Annotated in this window: 19 protein-coding genes; 12 read left to right on the top strand and 7 right to left on the bottom strand. The window is 34.0% G+C overall.

What is annotated here, in order from left to right; translation table 11 throughout:
- Window positions 1-175 precede the first annotated feature (175 nt).
- From cysE to nadA, 5 genes are all read left to right on the top strand, one after another.
- On the top strand, window positions 176-847 hold the full coding sequence (gene cysE, locus ACEW8E_RS04145; RefSeq protein ID WP_373479079.1) for a serine O-acetyltransferase: 672 nt from the start codon (window positions 176-178) through the stop codon (window positions 845-847).
- 90 nt (window positions 848-937) lie between these two features.
- Window positions 938-1135, top strand: coding sequence for a heavy-metal-associated domain-containing protein (locus ACEW8E_RS04150; RefSeq protein ID WP_373479080.1), 198 nt, complete (start codon window positions 938-940; stop codon window positions 1133-1135).
- Window positions 1135-2715 carry a S8 family serine peptidase gene (locus ACEW8E_RS04155; RefSeq protein ID WP_373479081.1) on the top strand — a complete coding sequence of 527 codons (1581 nt, stop codon included), beginning with the start codon at window positions 1135-1137 and terminating at the stop codon, window positions 2713-2715. Before ACEW8E_RS04150 ends, ACEW8E_RS04155 begins: the two co-directional genes overlap by 1 nt.
- Before the next feature lie 173 nt (window positions 2716-2888).
- Complete coding sequence (locus tag ACEW8E_RS04160; RefSeq protein ID WP_373479082.1) at window positions 2889-3266, top strand: phosphomannose isomerase type II C-terminal cupin domain; 378 nt, start codon at window positions 2889-2891, stop codon at window positions 3264-3266.
- A 65-nt stretch (window positions 3267-3331) separates the two neighbouring features.
- On the top strand, window positions 3332-4288 hold the full coding sequence (nadA, locus tag ACEW8E_RS04165) for a quinolinate synthase NadA (RefSeq protein WP_373479096.1): 957 nt from the start codon (window positions 3332-3334) through the stop codon (window positions 4286-4288).
- Window positions 4289-4324: 36 nt separating this feature from the next.
- Here nadA and xth read toward each other — a convergent pair whose 3' ends face one another.
- Entirely contained in the window at window positions 4325-5113 is a 789-nt protein-coding gene (gene xth, locus ACEW8E_RS04170) for an exodeoxyribonuclease III (RefSeq protein WP_373479083.1), read from the bottom strand.
- 125 nt (window positions 5114-5238) lie between these two features.
- Here xth and ACEW8E_RS04175 point away from each other — a divergent pair, with 125 nt between their 5' ends.
- The gene (locus tag ACEW8E_RS04175; RefSeq protein WP_373479084.1) at window positions 5239-6138 is read left to right on the top strand and encodes a CoB--CoM heterodisulfide reductase iron-sulfur subunit B family protein; all 900 of its coding nucleotides are present in this window, start codon (window positions 5239-5241) and stop codon (window positions 6136-6138) included.
- A 111-nt stretch (window positions 6139-6249) separates the two neighbouring features.
- Complete coding sequence (locus ACEW8E_RS04180) at window positions 6250-6465, top strand: high light inducible protein (protein ID WP_373479085.1); 216 nt, start codon at window positions 6250-6252, stop codon at window positions 6463-6465.
- 51 nt (window positions 6466-6516) lie between these two features.
- On the opposite strand, the gene argJ is transcribed toward ACEW8E_RS04180, so the two are convergent.
- Window positions 6517-7758 carry a bifunctional ornithine acetyltransferase/N-acetylglutamate synthase gene (gene argJ, locus ACEW8E_RS04185; protein ID WP_373479086.1) on the bottom strand — a complete coding sequence of 414 codons (1242 nt, stop codon included), beginning with the start codon at window positions 7756-7758 and terminating at the stop codon, window positions 6517-6519.
- Between the two features lie 160 nt (window positions 7759-7918).
- Complete coding sequence (infC, locus tag ACEW8E_RS04190; RefSeq protein ID WP_066344743.1) at window positions 7919-8458, bottom strand: translation initiation factor IF-3; 540 nt, start codon at window positions 8456-8458, stop codon at window positions 7919-7921.
- Window positions 8459-8662: 204 nt separating this feature from the next.
- Between infC and ACEW8E_RS04195 the strand changes: the two genes are divergently transcribed.
- The 3 genes from ACEW8E_RS04195 to ACEW8E_RS04205 are packed head-to-tail and all read left to right on the top strand — an operon-like array spanning window position 8663 to window position 10942.
- The gene (locus ACEW8E_RS04195) at window positions 8663-9517 is read left to right on the top strand and encodes a branched-chain amino acid ABC transporter permease (protein ID WP_373479087.1); all 855 of its coding nucleotides are present in this window, start codon (window positions 8663-8665) and stop codon (window positions 9515-9517) included.
- Between the two features lie 53 nt (window positions 9518-9570).
- On the top strand, window positions 9571-10011 hold the full coding sequence (locus ACEW8E_RS04200) for an NfeD family protein (RefSeq protein WP_373479088.1): 441 nt from the start codon (window positions 9571-9573) through the stop codon (window positions 10009-10011).
- Window positions 10012-10021: 10 nt separating this feature from the next.
- On the top strand, window positions 10022-10942 hold the full coding sequence (locus ACEW8E_RS04205; RefSeq protein WP_373479089.1) for an SPFH domain-containing protein: 921 nt from the start codon (window positions 10022-10024) through the stop codon (window positions 10940-10942).
- A 277-nt stretch (window positions 10943-11219) separates the two neighbouring features.
- Here the strand turns inward: ACEW8E_RS04205 and purF are convergent, their stop codons facing one another.
- Window positions 11220-12695 carry an amidophosphoribosyltransferase gene (purF, locus tag ACEW8E_RS04210; protein WP_373479090.1) on the bottom strand — a complete coding sequence of 492 codons (1476 nt, stop codon included), beginning with the start codon at window positions 12693-12695 and terminating at the stop codon, window positions 11220-11222.
- Between the two features lie 310 nt (window positions 12696-13005).
- Between purF and ACEW8E_RS04215 the strand changes: the two genes are divergently transcribed.
- A complete protein-coding gene (locus ACEW8E_RS04215) occupies window positions 13006-14328 on the top strand; it encodes an FAD-binding oxidoreductase (RefSeq protein WP_373479091.1) in 1323 nt (440 codons plus the stop codon).
- 95 nt (window positions 14329-14423) lie between these two features.
- Window positions 14424-17462 carry an aminomethyl-transferring glycine dehydrogenase gene (gene gcvP, locus ACEW8E_RS04220; RefSeq protein ID WP_373479092.1) on the top strand — a complete coding sequence of 1013 codons (3039 nt, stop codon included), beginning with the start codon at window positions 14424-14426 and terminating at the stop codon, window positions 17460-17462.
- 166 nt (window positions 17463-17628) lie between these two features.
- Here gcvP and ACEW8E_RS04225 read toward each other — a convergent pair whose 3' ends face one another.
- The 3 genes from ACEW8E_RS04225 to rseP all read right to left on the bottom strand — a co-directional run bounded on the left by ACEW8E_RS04225 (window position 17629) and on the right by rseP (window position 19590).
- The gene (locus ACEW8E_RS04225) at window positions 17629-17898 is read right to left on the bottom strand and encodes a DUF86 domain-containing protein (RefSeq protein ID WP_373479093.1); all 270 of its coding nucleotides are present in this window, start codon (window positions 17896-17898) and stop codon (window positions 17629-17631) included.
- Window positions 17888-18232 carry a nucleotidyltransferase family protein gene (locus ACEW8E_RS04230; protein WP_373479094.1) on the bottom strand — a complete coding sequence of 115 codons (345 nt, stop codon included), beginning with the start codon at window positions 18230-18232 and terminating at the stop codon, window positions 17888-17890. The genes ACEW8E_RS04225 and ACEW8E_RS04230 overlap by 11 nt, the downstream gene beginning before the upstream one ends.
- Before the next feature lie 263 nt (window positions 18233-18495).
- Window positions 18496-19590, bottom strand: a complete 1095-nt coding sequence (gene rseP / locus ACEW8E_RS04235; protein ID WP_373479095.1) for an RIP metalloprotease RseP — start codon at window positions 19588-19590, stop codon at window positions 18496-18498.
- Window positions 19591-19815: the final 225 nt, after the last annotated feature.

The following is a 19815-nucleotide window of genomic DNA, read 5'->3' on the forward strand; positions in this document are numbered from 1 at the left end:
TTAGTATAGTTTAAGTCAATTTTAATCCCTTTGCCCCTTCTCGTATTTAATGGGGTGCAACATCTAAGTTTAACAGAAGTATAATTTTGACAAGGCGTGGAAAATACGAATTATCAAAACTATGTCAATAAGAGATAATATGAATAGTAAAAATTGAAACAAAAACTAGCTAACCGTGCTTTCATCACTCATTGCTGATTTTAAGATAATTTTTGAACGAGATCCAGCCGCTCGTAACTGGTTAGAGGTAATACTCTGTTATCCCGGTTTACAAGCCTTAGTACTTCATCGTTTTTCTCATTGGCTTTATAATTTAAGATTACCTGTGATACCTCGTTTAATCTCCCATTTAGGACGTTTTTTTACAGGTATTGAAATTCATCCCGGGGCAACTATCGGTAAAAGTGTATTTATTGATCATGGCATGGGAGTCGTCATAGGTGAGACTGCTATTATTGGTGATTACTGTCTCATCTATCAAGGTGTCACATTAGGCGGTACGGGAAAACACGGCGGCAAACGTCATCCTACCGTAGGGGAAAATGTAGTAATCGGTGGTGGTGCAAAAGTTTTAGGTAATATTTTAATCGGTAGTAATGTCCGTATTGGTGCTGGTTCTGTAGTGTTAAAGGATGTACCTTCAGATTCTACTGTAGTAGGTATTCCGGGGCGTGTCGTTTACCGTTCTGGAGTAAAAGTTGATCCTCTTGATCATAGTAATTTACCAGATTCTGAAGCCACCGTCATTAAAACTTTATTAGATAGAATTGAACAATTAGAAAAACAAGTCAATGAATTACAACAACAATCTTTAGATAAACAATATTATTCTTCTCCTTCTAAATAATGCAATTTTTGCGCAAATTAAGAAAAAATGATCATTTCTATAGATTAATTGTCATTTTAATTTTGCTCTATATATAACCACTTAACTTATATGATAATTACGTTAAAAGTACCAAGTATCGCCTGTGAAGTTTGTGCAAATACTATTACTAAAGCAATGGAAAATTATGATCCTCAAGGACAAATTAGTGTTGATGTTGGTACAAAAATAGTTTCTATAACCACGAGTAAAACAGTCCATGAAATTAAAAAAGTTATTATGGAAGTAGGACACACTATTGAAGATTAATGAAACAAATAATAATCTCTTTAACTGTTGGCTTAAATATACTTTGTTTTACTTTTCCTGTTGTCGCCTTAAATAACTCATTATCAGAAAAAGGTATTGATGTATTAAGGTTACAACAAGAGCCTTATAATTTACAAGGACGTAAGGTTAGTATAGGTCAAGTTGAAATTGGAAGGCCAAAACAATTTGGTTTAGATAAAGTAAGCACTTTCTATAAAAAGTTACCCATAACTCGTCTTTTTTACCGAAATCAACCAGCTCAATCTAATAACCATATTGATAATCATGCCATGATGGTGGCTTCGGTGATGATCAGTAATCAGAAAAAATTTACAGGTATCGCACCAAGGGCGAATTTATATTCTGGTGCGGTGGGCTCCATCAAAAATGCAGGACAACCAGAAGAATGTATTACTACAAATCATATCGCCGTACAAAATGGTGGTACAGTAAGGGCGATTAATTTCAGTTTTGGAGAGTCTTTAGCAAGGGATAAGAGAGAAAATCCTCAATTAGATGGTAATAGCTTATTAACTCAATGCGTAGATTGGTCAGCTAGAATACACAATGTTCTTTATGTAGTAGCAGGAAATCAAGGAAAAGGAGGAATACCAATTCCAACGGATAATTATAATGGCATTACCACCGCCTATAGCATGAAAAAAAATGGCATTTTTAGTAAAGTTGATTTTGCTAATTTAAGTATTTCTCCTTTGGGGATTGCTAAGGGTTTAACTAGACAAGAAATTAATGTTGGTCCTAGACGTAGTATTAGTTTACTAGCTCCGGGTAATAGAATCTCTGTTTATAACGTTGATGGGAAAATTGAGCAAGTCACTGGTAGTAGTTTTGCTGCTCCTCATATTACCGCTTCGGTGGCTTTATTACATGAGGCTGGAAATAATTTTCTACGACAAAAATCGTCTATTTTTACAAAGGATTATCGACAACATGAAGTAATGAAAGCAATTTTACTTAATTCAGCTGATAAATTAAAAGATTTAGGTGATGGTAATTTATTAGGAATGACTCGCACTGTTTTTACTCAAAATAATCAAACTTGGTTAGAAAGTGATGCTTATAATAATCCTGAAATTCCTTTACATATACAAATGGGTACAGGACATCTAAATACCATGAGAGCTTATAAACAATTAGAAGCAGGGCAGTATAATTATAAGGAAAAAGTACCTTCTGTGGGCTGGAATTATGCTCAAATTGATAAAAGCCAAACCCATGATTATTTTATTAAACAACCTTTAAAAGGCAAAAGTTTTATTACAATTACTTTAGCTTGGGATCGATTAGTTGAGTTAAATGATCTTAATAATAATCAAGAATATGACTTAGGAGAAAATTTTATAGATGAAGGATTAAATAACTTAGATTTGGAGCTAATTAATAATAATAATAATAAAATTACTTGCTCATCCATTAGTAAAGTTGACAGTGTCGAACATATTTTTTGCCCTATTCCTGAAACAGGAGAATATAAAATAAGGGTAAAATTTACCACTCAAGTTAATAAACCAATTCAATTTTATGGTTTAGCGTGGCATGGTGTAGAAAATAGGAGATAGGAGAAATAATTATCAATTAAGCAACTACTGTTGTTTGCCCTAATATTAATTTAACTTTGATAGAGAAAGAAGGGGTTTCAAACTTAAGAATTTTGATGAAAAACCGAAAATCATAACCCAAAAAAGAGTAAGTTTTCGTTATAAATAAAATATCTTAATTTATTTCAGAATTTATGAATGACAATAATAATGCAGCTCATCAGGAAATATTAGAAAGCGAATACACTCGAACTCCGCCTTGGGGTACTGTTACTTTATTAGAAGATGGCCGTAATTATCGTATTCATCGCATTATGGTTAAACCGGGTCATCATATTAGTACTCAAATGCACTATCATCGTAGTGAACATTGGGTTGTAGTAGCAGGAACGGCACGAGTAATTTTTAATGGCGAAGAAAGATTTTTATTACCAAAACAATCAACTTATGTACCGATGAATACTCGTCATCGTGTGGAAAATCCGGGGGTTGTGCCTTTGGTTATGATTGAAATTCAAAATGGCGAATATTTAGGAGATGATGATATTATTCGTTTTCCTGATGAGTCATAAATAAATTATTATTCAAATAGCTTAAAATGGGAACAATAAATTATTTTTGTTTTAAGCTGTTAATTGTGTTTACTGCCACTATTCCTTCTTCTCCCACTATTCCCCAAGATTTATTTAAGGCGATCGCCGATTTGAAAAAAGAACTAAATGGGGTAATTTTAGCTCATTATTACCAAGAAGCTGATATTCAAGATATAGCAGACTATATTGGTGATTCTTTAGGATTATCTCAACAAGCTGCTTCCACTGAGGCAGATGTAATTTTGTTTGCGGGAGTGCATTTTATGGCAGAAACAGCAAAAATTCTTAACCCAAATAAGTTAGTATTATTACCAGATATGAATGCTGGATGTTCGTTAGCTGATAGTTGCCCAGCAGATAAATTTAGTGAGTTTAAGGCACAGTATTCTGATCATATCGTTATTTCTTACATTAATTGTAGTGCTGAAATTAAAGCCCTAAGTGATATTATTTGTACTAGCTCTAATGCCGTTAAAATTGTACAACAAATTCCTGAAAATCAACCCATTATCTTCGCACCAGATAAGAATTTAGGACGTTATGTCATGGAACAAACAGGACGAAAAATGATATTATGGGACGGTAGTTGTATCGTTCATGAAACTTTTTCCGAGAAAAAAATTGTTCAGCTAAAAGTACAACATCCCCAAGCAGAAATTCTGGCACATCCTGAATGTGAAACTCATATTTTACGCCATGCAGACTATATCGGTTCAACTACTGCGTTATTAAAATATGCCTTAAAAAGTCCTTCCTGTGAGTTTATTATTGCCACTGAGTCGGGAATAATTCATCAAATGGAAAAAGATGCACCAGAAAAATTATTTATTCCAGCACCGCCTGAAGGTAACTGTGCTTGTAATGAATGCCCTCACATGAGGTTAAATACTCTCGAAAAAGTTTATTTAGCTTTAAAAAATCGTACCCCACAAATTATAATTCCTGAATCTACTAGAATCAAAGCCTTAAAACCGATTGAAAAAATGTTAGCAATGTCTTAAATAATTAACAATCAATATCAATTTTTAAAGAATTGTTTAAAATTCACAAATAACAGGAGCATGATCACTAGGTTGAGTTAATTTTCTAGGATTAGTATCAATATAACAATTAATGGCTTTTTGAGATAATTTATCCGTTAAATAAATATGATCAATTCGCCAACCTCTATTCTTACTAAATCCTCCTTGACGATAATCCCACCAACTATAATAATCTCCTCCCACAGTAAATTTACGAAAAATATCAGCGAATCCTAAATTTAAAATTTCTTTTAACGCATCTCTTTCTAAAGTAGAAGCCATGATATGATTTTCCTTACCTTCAGCCTTGTAAATGTCTTTATCTTCTAGGGCAATATTAAAATCTCCACAGACTAATAATTCCTCTGAATATTCATTTTTTAAAGTAGTTAAATATTGTTTTAATATCTCTAACCATCTTAATTTATATTCATATTTTTGTGAACCTAAAGAATTACCATTAGGAACATAAAGATTAACTATTCTAATATTATTAATAACCCCACTAATTACCCTTTTTTGTTCATCAAAATTATCGACAATATTTTCCGATAAAACCCCAGAAAAACCATATCTAATATCTTCTAAAGGTTGAAGGCTAAAAATAGCTACTCCGTTATAGGCTTTTTGCCCATAAATATAGAGATGATAACCAATGTCGGTAAAAAAATCTACGGGAAAATCACCATCCATAACTTTAGTTTCTTGTAAACAAATAACGTCAATTTTATTTTCCATTAACCATTGTTTTACTTGCTCTTTACGGGTACGAATTGAGTTAACATTCCATGTAGCGATTTTCATTAGCGAATTAATAATTGATTTTTGATGACTTTATTAAGGTTAAAATAAGTTACCTTTGAAGTAAAGGTTTTTAGTTAATTCTAAAACTGTGATCCGTTTTTAATTTTACGTTATAAATTTTAATTATGCTTCGTTATGCTTATTTTCCGGGTTGTGTAGCTCAAGGAGCTTGTAAAGAGTTACACACTGCCACCACTGCTATTAGTAAAGCCTTGGGCATTGAATTAATTGAACTCAAAACAGCAGCTTGTTGTGGTTCGGGTACATACAAAGAAGATTCTCAACTATTAGAAGATACTGTTAACGCGCGTAATATTGCTTTAGCTGAATCTTTAAATTTACCACTTTTAACCCACTGTAGCACCTGTCAAGGAGTAATTGGTCATGTAGATGAAAGATTAAAAGATGCACAAGAAAATAACCCTGATTATTTAGATAAAGTTAACGGTTTTTTAGCAAAAGAAAATTGCTCACCCTATCAAGGTACAACAGAAGTAAAACATATTTTGTGGGCATTAGTAGGAGATTATGGTTTAGAGGCGTTAAAAGCAAAGGTAATTAAACCATTAACGGGTTTAAAATGTGCCTCTTTTTATGGTTGTTACTTACTACGCGCGGGGGAAAATTTACCCTTTGATAATCCTCTCAATCCTCAATCTTTAGAAAATGTTTTTACTACCCTAGGTGCAACTCCTATTTATTATGAAGGTAGAAGTAAATGTTGTGGTTGGCCTTTATCTAGTTATGCCACAGAGCAATCTTTCCAAATGGCGGGGAAAAATTTATTAGATGCTATCCATAACGGCGCTGATTGTATCGTTACACCTTGCCCTCTTTGTCATCTCAATTTAGATTCTCGACAACCAGAAGTAGCTAAAGTTATAAAACAAAAGTTAGATATTCCTATTCTACATTTACCGCAATTAGTCGGTTTAGCTTTAGGAATTGAGCCTCATTTATTAGGCTTAAACCATCATGTTGTTTCTACTCAAAAAATTCTCACTAAATTAGGAATAAATTTTTGAGTTCTTGAACAAAATAGATACAGTATTTATTTGTTTTTGTCAAGACCTTGCAAAAAAAGTTAACATACTGTTATAATGTTTAACATAAGCAATCATAAAAATATAATTATCATGAACGCAAAAAACACTTTTATAGTTGAAGATCAAGGTCGTTTAAACAACTACGCCATTGAACCAAAAATGTATGTGGACTCTAGTCAACAATTTGGCTTTAATAAATACTCTGAAAAATTGAATGGCCGTTTAGCCATGATCGGTTTTATCTCTCTTGTCGGTTTTGAAGTGATAACTGGACAAGGATTGGTATCTTGGTTAATTAATCTTTAAAATTTGATAATGCTCGATAGAAATGTGGGCATTGCCCACCCTATCTCATGTTTAAGTTGTATATTCAGCGTTAATCTTCACATAATCATAGCTGAGATCGCAACCCCACGCTTTACCTACTCCTGAACCATTACCTACAGAAACAGAAATGGCTACAGTGTCGGTTTTTAAATATTCTCCCGTGGCTGCTTGTTTTAAATAATTACTGGCTGCAATACGATCAAATGGTTGCGGTTGTCCTCTTTCCATTAATAAAAAGTCCCCAAGTTTAATCATTAAATCATCTTGGTTAAATTGTACTCCCGCTCTACCAGCTGCTGCGGCAATTCTTCCCCAATTAGGATCTCTTCCAAAAATAGCAGATTTGACTAAAGATGATCCTACAATGGTTTTAGCGATTTGACGAGCGGAAGTTTCATCGGTTGCTCCTTGTACTTCTACTTCCATCAGACAAGTTGCCCCTTCACCATCACGGGCGATCGCTTTAGCTAAATATTGGCATACTTCCGTTAACATAGCATCTAATTTTTGCCCATTTTCATCAAGGCTAGTAATGGCTGGAGTGCGAGATTGACCATTAGCAAGGGCGATTAAACTATCATTAGTGCTAGTATCACCATCTACGGTAATTTGATTAAAACTTTTATCCGCCGCTCGTTTTAACATCTGTTGCCATAAGTTTGTGGAAACGGCGGCATCACAGGTAATAAAACCCAACATAGTAGCCATATTAGGATGAATCATCCCCGAACCTTTAGAAATACCGCCAATGCGTACTGGGCGATCGTCTATGATGGTTTCAAGGGCGATGGATTTAGTAACTAAATCAGTAGTAATAATAGCTTTTGCCGTAGCTTCTCCACCATTTTCCGATAATTCTGCCACTAATTGAGGGAAAGCATTGATCATGATGTCCATCTTGATACGTTGCCCGATAACCCCAGTAGAAGCCAATAAAATGGAGTCTGCATCAATATTTAACTCTTTAGCTAAAGCCTCTGCACTATCTTTTGCATCTTGCCAACCTTGTTCACCAGTAGCAGCATTAGCTTGTCCTGAGTTACATAAAATAGCTTTGGCGCTAGATTTTTTTTGTAATTTTTGGCGACAATAATCTACACAAGCAGCACGAACTTCAGAAGTAGTAAAAACTCCAGCAGCAATAGCCTCAGTTTCTGAATAAATTAAAGATAAATCAGGACTTTTAGACGCTTTTAACCCGGCGGTAATACCTGAAGATTTAAAGCCTTTAGGGGCTGTTACGCCCCCTTCAATCACTTTCCAGTCAGACATAATAGTTAATTAGGAATTAGAAATTAGGAATTAATAATTAGCAAAAAGTGAATAATGAATAGTTCACCATAAACAATTAGGAAAGACAAAGGGTAATTATAAGTTTACTGTAGTCTTCCCAATCTTCCCCTCGTGGAAGTTTTGCCTATGTTTTTCTCCTTTACTTCTTGGGTGAGAGAAACATAATCATATTACGTCCTTCTTTTTTCGGTTTTTGCTGAATTTCTGCCAACTCAGTCAAATCTTGAGCCATGCGTTCGAGTAACTCTTGACCTAAGTGAACGTGTTGCGCTTCCCTACCTCGAAAGTTAATGGTAGCTTTAACTTTATCTCCTGCATTGAGAAAACGTTTTGCTTGACTCACACGCACTTGATAGTCATGCTCATCAATTTTGTAACGCATTTTTACCTCTTTTATATCCGCAGTATGTTGCTTTTTACGGATAGCACGGGCTTTTTTCTCTTGCTCAAATTTAAACTTCCCGTAGTCCATGATACGACATACAGGAGGATCTGAGGTTTCACTGACTAATACTAAGTCTAATTCTTGCTCCTCAGCCATACGATTTGCGTCTCTGGTGTCGAGGATACCCAGTTGTTCTCCTTCTGTACCAATTACTCGTACTTGAGGAAAACGAATATTGTTGTTGATTTTTGGTAAGTCTCTTTGATTGGTTCTTTTGTTGTTGCTATAGGTCACAGGCTTTGATTAACTTCTCCAATATGCGATCAAATGGTTTAATGAAAACGGTTGATTGTGTAAATAATATTTTTTCTTCATAGTCAATATTATAATTGCACCGGAGCGAATCTGTCGGATTTTTTATTGAGCATTTTCACCAGAAACTTTAATTACTGCTTATTTAATCATAATATTAAAAAAAATTAACAAGTTTAAATTTGAATGGAAACAATACAATCACTTTTTAATGGTGTTGCCGTGGGTAGTATTATCGCCTTAGCTGCGGTGGGTTTAACTCTTACTTTAGGTATTTTGAGATTATCAAATTTTGCTCACGGTGATTTTTTAACCATCGGTGCTTATTTAACATGGTTGGTTAATAGTAAAGGTATTAATATTTGGTTATCAATGATCGTGGCGGCACTGGGTACGGTAATCTTAATGTTAATTTGTGAGCAACTTTTATGGAAGCCGATGCGAAATAAGCGATCAAATAGCACTACTTTAATTATTATTTCTATTGGTTTGGCATTATTTTTACGCAATGGAATTTTATTTATTTGGGGAGGTAGTAACCAAAATTATGATTTACCGATTTTAGAAGCTATTGATATAGGTGGGGTGAAAATTGCTTATTATCGAGTCATCGTTATTGCTTTAACTATTGTCGCTATTGTGGCACTGCATCTAATTTTAAAAAATACAAAAATCGGAAAAGCCATGCGCGCGGTGGCGGATAACATTGATTTAGCTAGAGTTTCAGGCATTAATGTTGAACAGGTAGTATTATTTACTTGGATTATTACGGCGGTGTTAACAGCCACTGGAGGAGGTTTATATGGCTTAATTACTACCGTGCGCCCGAATATGGGCTGGTTTTTAATTTTACCCATGTTTGCCGCTATCAGTTTAGGTGGTATTGGTAATCCCTATGGTGCGATCGCAGGAGGTTTAATTATCGGTATAGCACAAGAATTAAGTGTTCCCTTCTTTGGTTCAGAATATAAACTAGCAGTAGCCTTAGTTATAATGATAGTAATTTTATTAGTTCGCCCTCAAGGAATTTTTAGCAAATAATCCGATTTAAAATTTAGTTTCACCATTACTCATTACTCATTACTCATTTAACCATGTCTTCTCCTGTATTTTTATGGCTTATAATTGGCGCTATTTTATGCTTAATGGAATTAATTTTCCCTACAGCTTTTGTAGAATTTGCCATGGGATTAAGTGCGATTATGGTGGCAGGTTTAGCATTATTAATTCCTTATGATAACGTCTTAATTATTTTGTGGATGGTTATTTCCGTGGTGCTAGTAATGATGACGAAAAAGTTTATAATGCCTAAAAAGAAAGATCCGATTTTAGAACAAGCACAAGAAGGTATAACCATTACAGCTATTGAGGCAGGAAAAATAGGGCAAGTGATGTATGAAGGTAATTCATGGAGTGCGGTTTGTGAAGATGAAAATATTAAGATCTTTCCCGATGAAAAAGTTTATATTGTTAGCAGAAATGGTAATACTTTATCGGTTTTACCCACAAGATTTTTAAAAAATTCAAGTTTTTAGGTGAAAGATTATGGAATCATTTTTATTTTTAATTATCGCATTAGGCGGTTCGGCATTATTTGGTAGCGTTAAAATCGTTAACGAAAAAAATGAATTTTTGGTAGAGCGTCTTGGAAGTTACAATAAGAAACTAGAACCAGGGTTAAACTTTGTTGTGCCTTTTTTAGATAAAATTGTTTATAAAGACACCATCAGGGATAAGATTTTAGATGTAACTCCTCAATCTTGTATTACTAAAGATAACGTTTCTATCAGCGTTGATGCCGTGGTTTATTGGCGTATTGTGGACATGGAAAAAGCCTATTATAAAATTGAGAATTTAGAATTAGGTATGGAAAAGCTAGTTTTAACCCAAATTCGCTCGGAAATCGGCAAATTAGAATTAGATGAAACTTTTGTCGCACGAACCGAAATCAATAATATATTACTAAGAGAATTAGATATTGCCACAGATCCTTGGGGTGTTAAAGTATTAAGAGTAGAGTTAAAAGACATTACTCCTTCAACTGCAGTACAACAAGCCATGGAGCAACAAATGACGGCAGAAAGAAAAAAACGGGCAGTAATCTTAAACTCAGAAGGGGATAGAGATTCAGCCATTAATTCCGCCCAAGGTAGAGCAGAAGCTAAACTACTAGAAGCAGAATCCATGAAAAAAGCCGCTATTTTAGAAGCAGAAGCCAAAAAACAACAGCAACTTCTTCAAGCACAAGCTACCGCCGAATCTTTATCAATTATTATGAATCAACTAAACAGTGATCAAGGTTCAGAAAAAGCATTACAATTTCTTTTAACTCAACAATATTTAGACACCAGCAAAACTATCGGCAGTAGTGAAAGTAGTAAAGTCATGTTTATGAATCCCACTTCTATTGTCTCCACTTTACAGGGTATTGGCTCAATTATCGATACCGAAAAAAACCTTCATTAATTAATAAATAAAACTAGGGGTTAATGGCAAATCTACTTACCAAGTATTAACCCCCTCAAAAAAAGCAAAATATGGCTCTCCTACAGTAGTTATGACAAATTAATAGAAAATAATTAATGTAAACTTTAATCAGTATGGCTTTGAGTATTTTAAAAATGCAATTATTATAAATTAACAGTTTGAATTTAACCTAATACCTGCTACCTGATACCTTTTTTTAGACATAATTTATCACGAACAGAAGTAGTAGAGCCCAAAATATTTTTAAATTGTTAAATTAAGAGACTTTTTCTAAAATTAATTTTGAGCGTTTGATTTCTTCAGGTATATCTATGGGATAATTACCGTTGAAACAAGCAGTACAAAAACTTTGAGGATTCTCATTAGTTACTTTTAACATCCCTTCTTGAGATAAATAAGTTAAAGTATCCACTTCGATTTGTTTCGCAATGTCATCAACAGTTCTTGTAGCAGCTATGAGGTGATCTTGACTATCGGTATCAATACCATAAAAACAAGGATGAGTAACAGGAGGAGAAGAAATTTTCATATGTACTTCTTTTGCTCCAGCATCCCTTAAAGCGCGAACAATTTTACGGCTAGTTGTACCCCTAACGATAGAGTCATCAATGATAATAATACGTTTTCCAGCTAAAACATCTTTAAGAGGATTAAGTTTCATTTTAATACCATGTTCTCTCATATGTTGAGTTGGTTGAATAAATGTACGCCCTACATAGCGATTTTTGATTAATCCTTCTTGATAAGTGATGCCTGTATAACGAGAGTAACCAATAGCGGCTGGAATACCTGAATCTGGTACACCCATTACCATATCAGCTTCTACCATGGATTCTTTGGCTAATTGTTCTCCTAATCTTAACCGATAAGCATAAAGACTATCATGACCCATAATACTATCAGGACGAGCAAAATAAATCATTTCAAATACGCACAGTTTATGCTGTATTTTTTCTGCCCATTGAATGGAGGAAAAACCTTCATCAGTAATCCAAACTAATTCACCCGGTTGGACATCTCGGATATATTCTGCACCGATAATATCTAAAGCACAAGTTTCCGAAGCTAAAACATAACGAATAGGTGTGCCTTTCTCCTCCATTTTACCAATTACTAAAGGGCGAATACCATGAGGATCTCTTGCACCAATTATACCAACAGGTGTACCAATAACCAAACTATAAGCACCTTGACACCATTGAAAAGCACTGATAGCTGCTTCCACCCAATCTTTTCCGCCATCGACTTCTTTACCCATCATCAAGGCAATCATCTCCGAGTCGGTGGTGGTAATATATGTGCAATTTCTTTTATCTAATTCTGTTTTTAAGGCTAAAGTATTGACTAAATTACCATTATGTGCTAGGGCTAATTTTCCTAGTCTGGTATTAATCACCGCAGGTTGTGCATTTGCTTGTAAACTAGAGCCAGTAGTAGAGTAACGAGTATGACCAATGGCAATTTTACCCTGTAGATTTGTTAAAATAGATTCACTGAAAACCTGAGAGACTAACCCCATATTTTTATAGCAATAACAGGCTTCACCGTCAAAAGTAGCTATTCCTGCGGATTCTTGCCCTCGATGTTGTAGTGCATATAATCCAAAATAAGCTAATTTAGCCACGTCTTCTTCGGGTGCATAAACTCCAAAAACACCACAGGCTTCTTCGGGTTTGTCTCCTTTTTGGATGGAGTAGTGTTCATCGATTAGGTTGTATTGGTTATCCTTCATATTCTGTCCTGATTTTCTCTACCTGCTCAGTTAAATATTGTAATCCTGCATAGGGTCAATCTTAACAGACTTTCAGAGCATTATCTTTCTTTTCTTTAACCAATTCTTAAACAACTCATATTGTTATCATAAAAAAACAATCAAATCATTCCCCGTTAGTTAAAATAGTCTAAATAATAATCTTCAAAAAACATCGGTATTTTATCACATCAAGAAATGACAATAATTACCTTTGCAATTATGATTATAATAGAGGCTAATTTAACCGATTTGTAACTATATCAATAACCAATAATATTTTTAAAACACTATGATTAACTATCCAAAAATTATTGAAGAATTAGGCAATATTAAAGCCATTCAAAACTTAGAAGAAGTCAAAAAATTATCTCAAGATTATTATTATTTTAGTCCTATTTTAGCCTCAATTTTACAAGATAAAACAGCAGATTTAGTCGTTATTCCTACCAGTGAGAAAGAAGTCTTAAAAGTCGCTCAAATTTGCGTTAAATATCAAATACCTATAACGGTAAGAGGTGCTGGTACAGGTAATTATGGGCAATGTATTCCTCTTAATGGAGGCATTGTTTTAGATATGACGCAAATGAAGAAAATTCACTGGATAAAATCAGGAGTTGCTTGTGTCGATGCAGGAATAAAAATGAGTGTATTAGAAAGAGAAACTAAAACACAAGGTTGGGAATTGCGCATGATTCCTTCTACCTATAAAATTGCAACTTTAGGAGGATTTATTGGAGGTGGTAGTGGTGGCATTGGCTCAATAAATTATGGGCAATTAAGAGATAGAGGAAACTTAAATAAAGTTAGAGTTGTGACTTTAGAAAAAGAGCCAAAAATTATCGAATTAAAAGGAGATGAAACTCAACAAATTAACCATGCTTACGGCACAAATGGCATCATTACTCAATTAGAAATTCCCCTCGCACCAACTTATAATTGGATTGATATTATCGTAACTTTTGATGACTTTATTACCAGTGTAAAATTTGGTCAAGCCTTAGCTGATAGTGATGGTATAATTAAAAAACTAATCAGTATTCATGCTCAACCTATTGCTAATTATTTTATAGCTCTTAAATCTTATTTACCAAAGGGAGAAAATTGTGCTTTATTAACCATAGCTGAAAATTCTTTATATCCTTTACAAGAATTAGTTAATGAATATCAAGGAAAAATTACTTATCAACAAGATTTATCTAAAGAAAATAACATTAATTTAATTGAATTTACATGGAATCATACTACTTTTCATGTCAGAAATATTGAGCCAAATATTACCTATTTACAAACTTTCTTTTTCACCATAGATAAAGTTGAAGAAATGTATAATTATTTTGGTGATGAAGTTATGATGCACTTAGAATTTTTAAGAGTGGAAGGAAAAGCTATTCCTGCTGGGTTACAATTAGTAAAATTTTCCACAGAAGAAAGATTAAATGAAATTATCAAATATCACGAAGAAAATGGTGCATTTATAGCTAATCCTCATACTTATATTTTAGAAGATGGTGGTAGAAAAAAAATTGATATTGAGCAACTTAATTTCAAAAAAATAGTAGATCCTTATGGTTTAATGAATCAAGGTAAAATGAAAGCATGGAAAAACAATTAATAATCTATAGGGGTGAATTGGTTTCACCTAAATCATAAATTCCTTAGATTAAGATATGTTAAAATATATATCAATTCATTAATTTCCATCAGCCAATGCTTGATTTAGATAATATTAACTCCTCCTCCGTTGTCGAAGATAATCAAATAATCTCCTCTCAACCTCAAATTTCTATAGCCAAAGATATATTTAAACATCGTCATATCGGTATTGATAGCAACTCACAACAATTGATGTTAAAACAACTAGGTTATAATAGCTTAGATACGTTAATTAATACTGCTGTACCCAAATCTATTCGTCTGCAAAATCCCCTTAAGTTACCCTCTCCTCTCACGGAAACTCAAGCCTTAGCTACCCTAAAAGCCATCGCCCAAGAAAATCAAGTCTATAATTCTTATATAGGTATGGGTTATTATAACTGTATAACTCCTGCAGTTATTCAACGTAACATTCTTGAGAATCCAAATTGGTACACTGCTTACACCCCGTATCAACCAGAAATTGCCCAAGGAAGACTAGAAGCGTTATTAAATTTTCAAACCATGATTATTAGCCTAACAGGGTTAGAAATAGCCAACGCATCCCTGTTAGATGAAGCCACTGCGGCGGCTGAAGCCATGACGATGAGTTATGCAGTCACAAAACATAAATCTCATACTTTTTTTATTGATATAAATTGTCACCCTCAAACCATAGAAGTTATTAAAACAAGGGCAAAATATCTTGAAATTGAGTTAATTATCGATAATCCTCAGACTTTTGACTTTAATACTGCTATTTTCGGAGCATTATTTCAATATCCTGCTTCAGACGGCACAATTTATGACTATCAAGAAATCATTAATCAAATTCATCAACAAAAAGGTATTGTCACCCTTGCTGCCGATTTATTAAGCCTTGCTCTGTTAAAATCCCCCGGTGAATTAAATGCTGACATCGCCGTAGGAAATACTCAACGTTTTGGTGTACCATTAGGCTATGGTGGCCCTCACGCTGCTTATTTTGCTACAAAAGACGATTATAAAAGACAAGTCCCAGGTAGAGTTATTGGAGTTTCAAAAGATGTACACGGGCAACCAGCCTTAAGATTAGCTTTACAGACAAGAGAGCAACATATTCGTAGAGATAAAGCAACCAGTAATATTTGTACTGCTCAAGTTTTATTAGCGGTTATTGCTTCTACTTATGCCGTCTATCATGGGGAAGAAGGGATAAAAAATATTGCTTTAAGAGTTAATCAATTAACAAAAATTCTCGCAAAAGGTTTAGAAAATCTTGGTTATAAAATCAAATCTAATAACTTTTTCGACACTATTACGATAGAAATTAATGATCCTCATATCGTTAGACAAAAAGCACAAAGCAATTTAATTAACTTCCGTTACTTCAAAAATGCGATCGCTATTAGTGTTGATGAAACCACTACTATTGATGATATTAAAACAATTTGGTCAATTTTCGGACAAAATGAGCTTAATATTAATGATTTAACCATAGATAACTTAGGTATTCCTTCACCATTAAAGCGTCAGTCTCGTTATCTAACGGAATCAGTATTTAATCAATATCATTCAGAAACGGAATTATTGCGTTATTTACACCGTCTTGAAACTAAAGATTTATCCTTAACTACATCTATGATTGCGTTAGGTTCGTGTACCATGAAACTTAATGCTACCGCCGAAATGTTACCCGTGACATGGGCAGAATTTAACAGTATTCATCCCTTCGCACCTTTATCTCAAACTCAGGGTTATCAAACTCTTTTTTCTCAATTAGAGACATGGTTAGCAGAAATTACGGGTTTTGCGGGGATTTCTTTACAACCTAATGCTGGATCTCAAGGAGAATACGCTGGATTACAAGTTATTCGTAAATATCATGATAGCAGAAGAGATCTAGATCGTGATATATGCTTAATTCCTGAGTCAGCACACGGTACAAATCCTGCTAGTGCGGTGATGTGCGGTTTAAAAGTAATACCCATCAAATGCGATACTCAAGGGGATATTGACATGGAAGACTTGAAAGCTAAAGCGGAAAAATATCAACAAAATTTAGCGGCTTTGATGATAACCTATCCTTCTACTCATGGAGTTTTTGAGGAAGGTATCAAAGATATATGCGGTATTATTCACGGTTTTGGAGGGCAAGTCTATCTCGATGGTGCGAATATGAATGCCCAAGTTGGCTTATGTCGCCCGGGGGATTTCGGTGCTGATGTATGTCACCTAAACTTACATAAAACATTTTGTATTCCTCACGGTGGAGGTGGTCCAGGTGTAGGACCAATTGGTGTTGCATCTCATTTAGTACCTTTTTTGCCCTCAACTTCTTTGATTAAATCCTCTCTTAGTAATCAATCTCCCCTAACCTCCCTTAATAAGGGAGGAAATATTGAGGAAGATGCCTCCCTTATTAAGGGAGGGAATACTACAAATAACAGTCCCCAGAATTGGGGATTTAGGGGCGATTCGACTGGGGATTCTATCGGCATGATTTCTGCTGCGCCTTGGGGTAGTGCTAGTATTTTACCTATATCTTGGATGTATATTGCTATGATGGGCAGTGAAGGGTTAACCGATGCCACAAAAATCGCCATTCTCAACGCTAATTATATCGCTCATCGCCTTGCACCCCATTATTCTATTCTTTTTACGGGTAAATCTGGCTTAGTTGCCCATGAGTGTATCATCGATTTACGCCCGTTACGGAAAACTGCTCATATTGAGGTGGAAGATGTCGCTAAACGTTTAATGGATTATGGTTTTCATGCGCCAACGATGTCTTGGCCTGTAGGTGGTACAATGATGATTGAACCTACAGAAAGTGAATCTTTGCCAGAATTAGATCGTTTTTGTGATGCTATGATTAGCATTCGGGAGGAAATTCGAGCTATCGAAACTGGTAGTATGAATAAAGATGATAATGTTTTAAAAAATGCTCCTCATACTGCTTTTAGTCTTATTTCTAGTGATTGGAGTCATCCTTACAGTCGAGAATCGGCGGCTTATCCTGATACTTATACTCAACAATCAAAATTTTGGCCTACCGTTGGGCGTATTGATAATGCTTATGGCGATCGCAATTTAATATGTTCATGTGTAGGAATGGATAATTATAATAAGTAATAAATAATAAGTAATAAGTAATAAGTAATGTAATTTTATTAGTAAAAGTAGCTAAATAATTTGTTTTTTATTCTTTTTGATTATTAAGTATTTTTATGATTTATTCTACGGTAATTAAAGGCTTAATATAATCATAAAGTTTTAGTAAATCATCAGTAATAACTGATCAAATTTCATCGCAATCAACTTCATCATATTCGTGAGTAATTATATCACGCATCCCCGCTATTTGTTTCCAAGGAATAGAATTATTCTCTTCTCGAAAATTACGAGATAGTCGTTTAGTTGCCTCACCAATAATAGTAATACGTCTTAAAACTGCATCCTGTTTTTCTGTATTTTCCAGAAAGCTATCATAATCAACATCTTTCATATATCGAAAAATAAGAGTAATGGCAGTAAAAATATCTAATAAAACTTCTTTATCACGCAACATAAATAACTTCAGCCGAATTTAAAATATTTTGACGACGAATCCAATTATTACTTTTTTCTATGGCTTTTTTACTTACTAAATCCACCTCACGCTTAAATAACTCTTTTAACTCCTCTATCATTACTATTTTTACCAATAATCCCCTTTTGGCGGTGAGTTGATAAGATACAAGTAAATCAATATCACTATTTTCATTGAAATCATCTCGTAACACTGAACCAAATAAAGCTAATTCTGCTATTTGATGTTGTTGACAAAATTCTTCTAACTGTTGTGGAGAAACTTTTAAACGTAGATAAATTTTATTTTTATTTAAAACTTTAAAAGTAGTCATGATTCTCAATTCAATAAGTTAATTACTTTAATTAATAGTATCTTTTCCTCAGAAAAAATGAGTATATCATCTTATTTTGGGAGTCAAAAAAATATTAACTCCCTCACTATTATTAAGCTAATGCTTTGACTTTCTTGTTTATTTGTAAAATATCTTTAACAATCTCACAAAAAAAATATATTAGTATCTCTATAAAATAACATAAAAATGTAGTTTAATAATCAACAGAGAAGAAAAGTTTTCAACCCTGTTGCAGAAATTTTTTATTGAGGAAAAAGTTGTTGAAAAAAGGCTAAATTAGCAGTATCTCGGAGAATTAAGAAAATACCTAAACCAAGTAATAAAACTAAACCTGTTTGCATAATCCCTTCTTGTAATTTATTAGGTAAAGGTTTACCAAAAATGCCTTCTACTAATAAAAATGCTAATTGTCCACCATCTAGGGCAGGTAAAGGTAAAATGTTGATAACGGCAAGGTTAATACTAATTAATGCTCCAAATTGAAATAAATTACCAATATCATTTTTCGCTAATTCTGCACCTACCGCTACAATTGCAATTGGACCTGCTACTTGTTTTGCACTTTCTTGAAAATTGGTGACTAATTGTCCAAAACCTTGTACCGTTAACTTAGTATAACGTTCAAATTGTTGCGCACCAACAGTAAATGCTTCGATAATATCACGAGGGCGACGTTTAATTAATTCTCCGTTAGGCGCTAACATTACACCTATTTTACCTTTGCCGTTGTCGCCTAATTCTGGGGTAATATCAACATTAAAAGTATCTTCTCCTCTTTTTACTGTGAAGTTTAAACTCTGATTAGGGGAATCTTGAATCGTTTTTCTTAAGGATTCCATAGAAGTTTCATCGGCGGCGAATACTTGATTATTAATAGCTAAAACTACATCACCATTTTGTAAACCAGCAGTGGCGGCGGCGGATTGTACTTCCGTCAAAATTTGTGGTATTAAAACCCCGGGTTGATAGGTTATGTCTTGTATTCCTACTGTCAAACATTGACCGATTAAGAGAAAGTATGCAAAAATTAAATTAGCGATTACCCCTGCACTGATGACAATAGCACGATCTAAAACAGGACGATTACGCAGTAAATTAGGATCATCTAAAGGTATATTACTATCAGGATCATCATCAGGAAAACCGACATAACCTCCTAGGGGAATTATTCTTAAGGCGTATTCTGTTTCCTTTCCATCATACTTAAATAAAGCTGGCCCAAAACCAATAGAGAATTTATTGACACGAATACCTTGAAATCTGGCTGCCCCAAAATGCCCCAATTCGTGAACTACAATTAAAATACCTAAAACTATGATCGCTGCCAATACAGACATATTTTTTCTTTTTTACTTAACAAATCGTTAAACTTTATTATAGTCAAATCTTGCACAGACATTAAATATAGGAGATAGGAGATAGGAGATAGAAGAATAGGAGATAGGAGATAGGAGATAGGAGATAGGAGATAGGAGATAGGAGATAGGAGATATGAGATAGGAGATAGGAGATAGGAGATAGGAGATAGGAGATAGGAGATAGGAGATAGGAGATAGGAGATA

This window comes from Geminocystis sp. (genome assembly GCF_041753295.1).
GTDB lineage: Bacteria > Cyanobacteriota > Cyanobacteriia > Cyanobacteriales > Cyanobacteriaceae > Geminocystis.

What these genes read in the sequence shown, in the direction of transcription:
- ACEW8E_RS04175 (WP_373479084.1), top strand. Translation starts at nt 5,239, where the DNA reads ATGCTTCGTTATGCTTATTTTCCGGGTTGTGTAGCTCAAGGAGCTTGT.
- ACEW8E_RS04155 (WP_373479081.1), top strand. Translation starts at nt 1,135, where the DNA reads ATGAAACAAATAATAATCTCTTTAACTGTTGGCTTAAATATACTTTGT.
- purF (WP_373479090.1), bottom strand. Translation starts at nt 12,695, where the DNA reads ATGAAGGATAACCAATACAACCTAATCGATGAACACTACTCCATCCAA.
- ACEW8E_RS04195 (WP_373479087.1), top strand. Translation starts at nt 8,663, where the DNA reads ATGGAAACAATACAATCACTTTTTAATGGTGTTGCCGTGGGTAGTATT.
- ACEW8E_RS04225 (WP_373479093.1), bottom strand. Translation starts at nt 17,898, where the DNA reads ATGTTGCGTGATAAAGAAGTTTTATTAGATATTTTTACTGCCATTACT.
- ACEW8E_RS04150 (WP_373479080.1), top strand. Translation starts at nt 938, where the DNA reads ATGATAATTACGTTAAAAGTACCAAGTATCGCCTGTGAAGTTTGTGCA.
- ACEW8E_RS04180 (WP_373479085.1), top strand. Translation starts at nt 6,250, where the DNA reads ATGAACGCAAAAAACACTTTTATAGTTGAAGATCAAGGTCGTTTAAAC.
- xth (WP_373479083.1), bottom strand. Translation starts at nt 5,113, where the DNA reads ATGAAAATCGCTACATGGAATGTTAACTCAATTCGTACCCGTAAAGAG.
- rseP (WP_373479095.1), bottom strand. Translation starts at nt 19,590, where the DNA reads ATGTCTGTATTGGCAGCGATCATAGTTTTAGGTATTTTAATTGTAGTT.
- ACEW8E_RS04230 (WP_373479094.1), bottom strand. Translation starts at nt 18,232, where the DNA reads ATGACTACTTTTAAAGTTTTAAATAAAAATAAAATTTATCTACGTTTA.
- ACEW8E_RS04215 (WP_373479091.1), top strand. Translation starts at nt 13,006, where the DNA reads ATGATTAACTATCCAAAAATTATTGAAGAATTAGGCAATATTAAAGCC.
- gcvP (WP_373479092.1), top strand. Translation starts at nt 14,424, where the DNA reads ATGCTTGATTTAGATAATATTAACTCCTCCTCCGTTGTCGAAGATAAT.
- ACEW8E_RS04200 (WP_373479088.1), top strand. Translation starts at nt 9,571, where the DNA reads ATGTCTTCTCCTGTATTTTTATGGCTTATAATTGGCGCTATTTTATGC.
- argJ (WP_373479086.1), bottom strand. Translation starts at nt 7,758, where the DNA reads ATGTCTGACTGGAAAGTGATTGAAGGGGGCGTAACAGCCCCTAAAGGC.
- ACEW8E_RS04205 (WP_373479089.1), top strand. Translation starts at nt 10,022, where the DNA reads ATGGAATCATTTTTATTTTTAATTATCGCATTAGGCGGTTCGGCATTA.
- ACEW8E_RS04160 (WP_373479082.1), top strand. Translation starts at nt 2,889, where the DNA reads ATGAATGACAATAATAATGCAGCTCATCAGGAAATATTAGAAAGCGAA.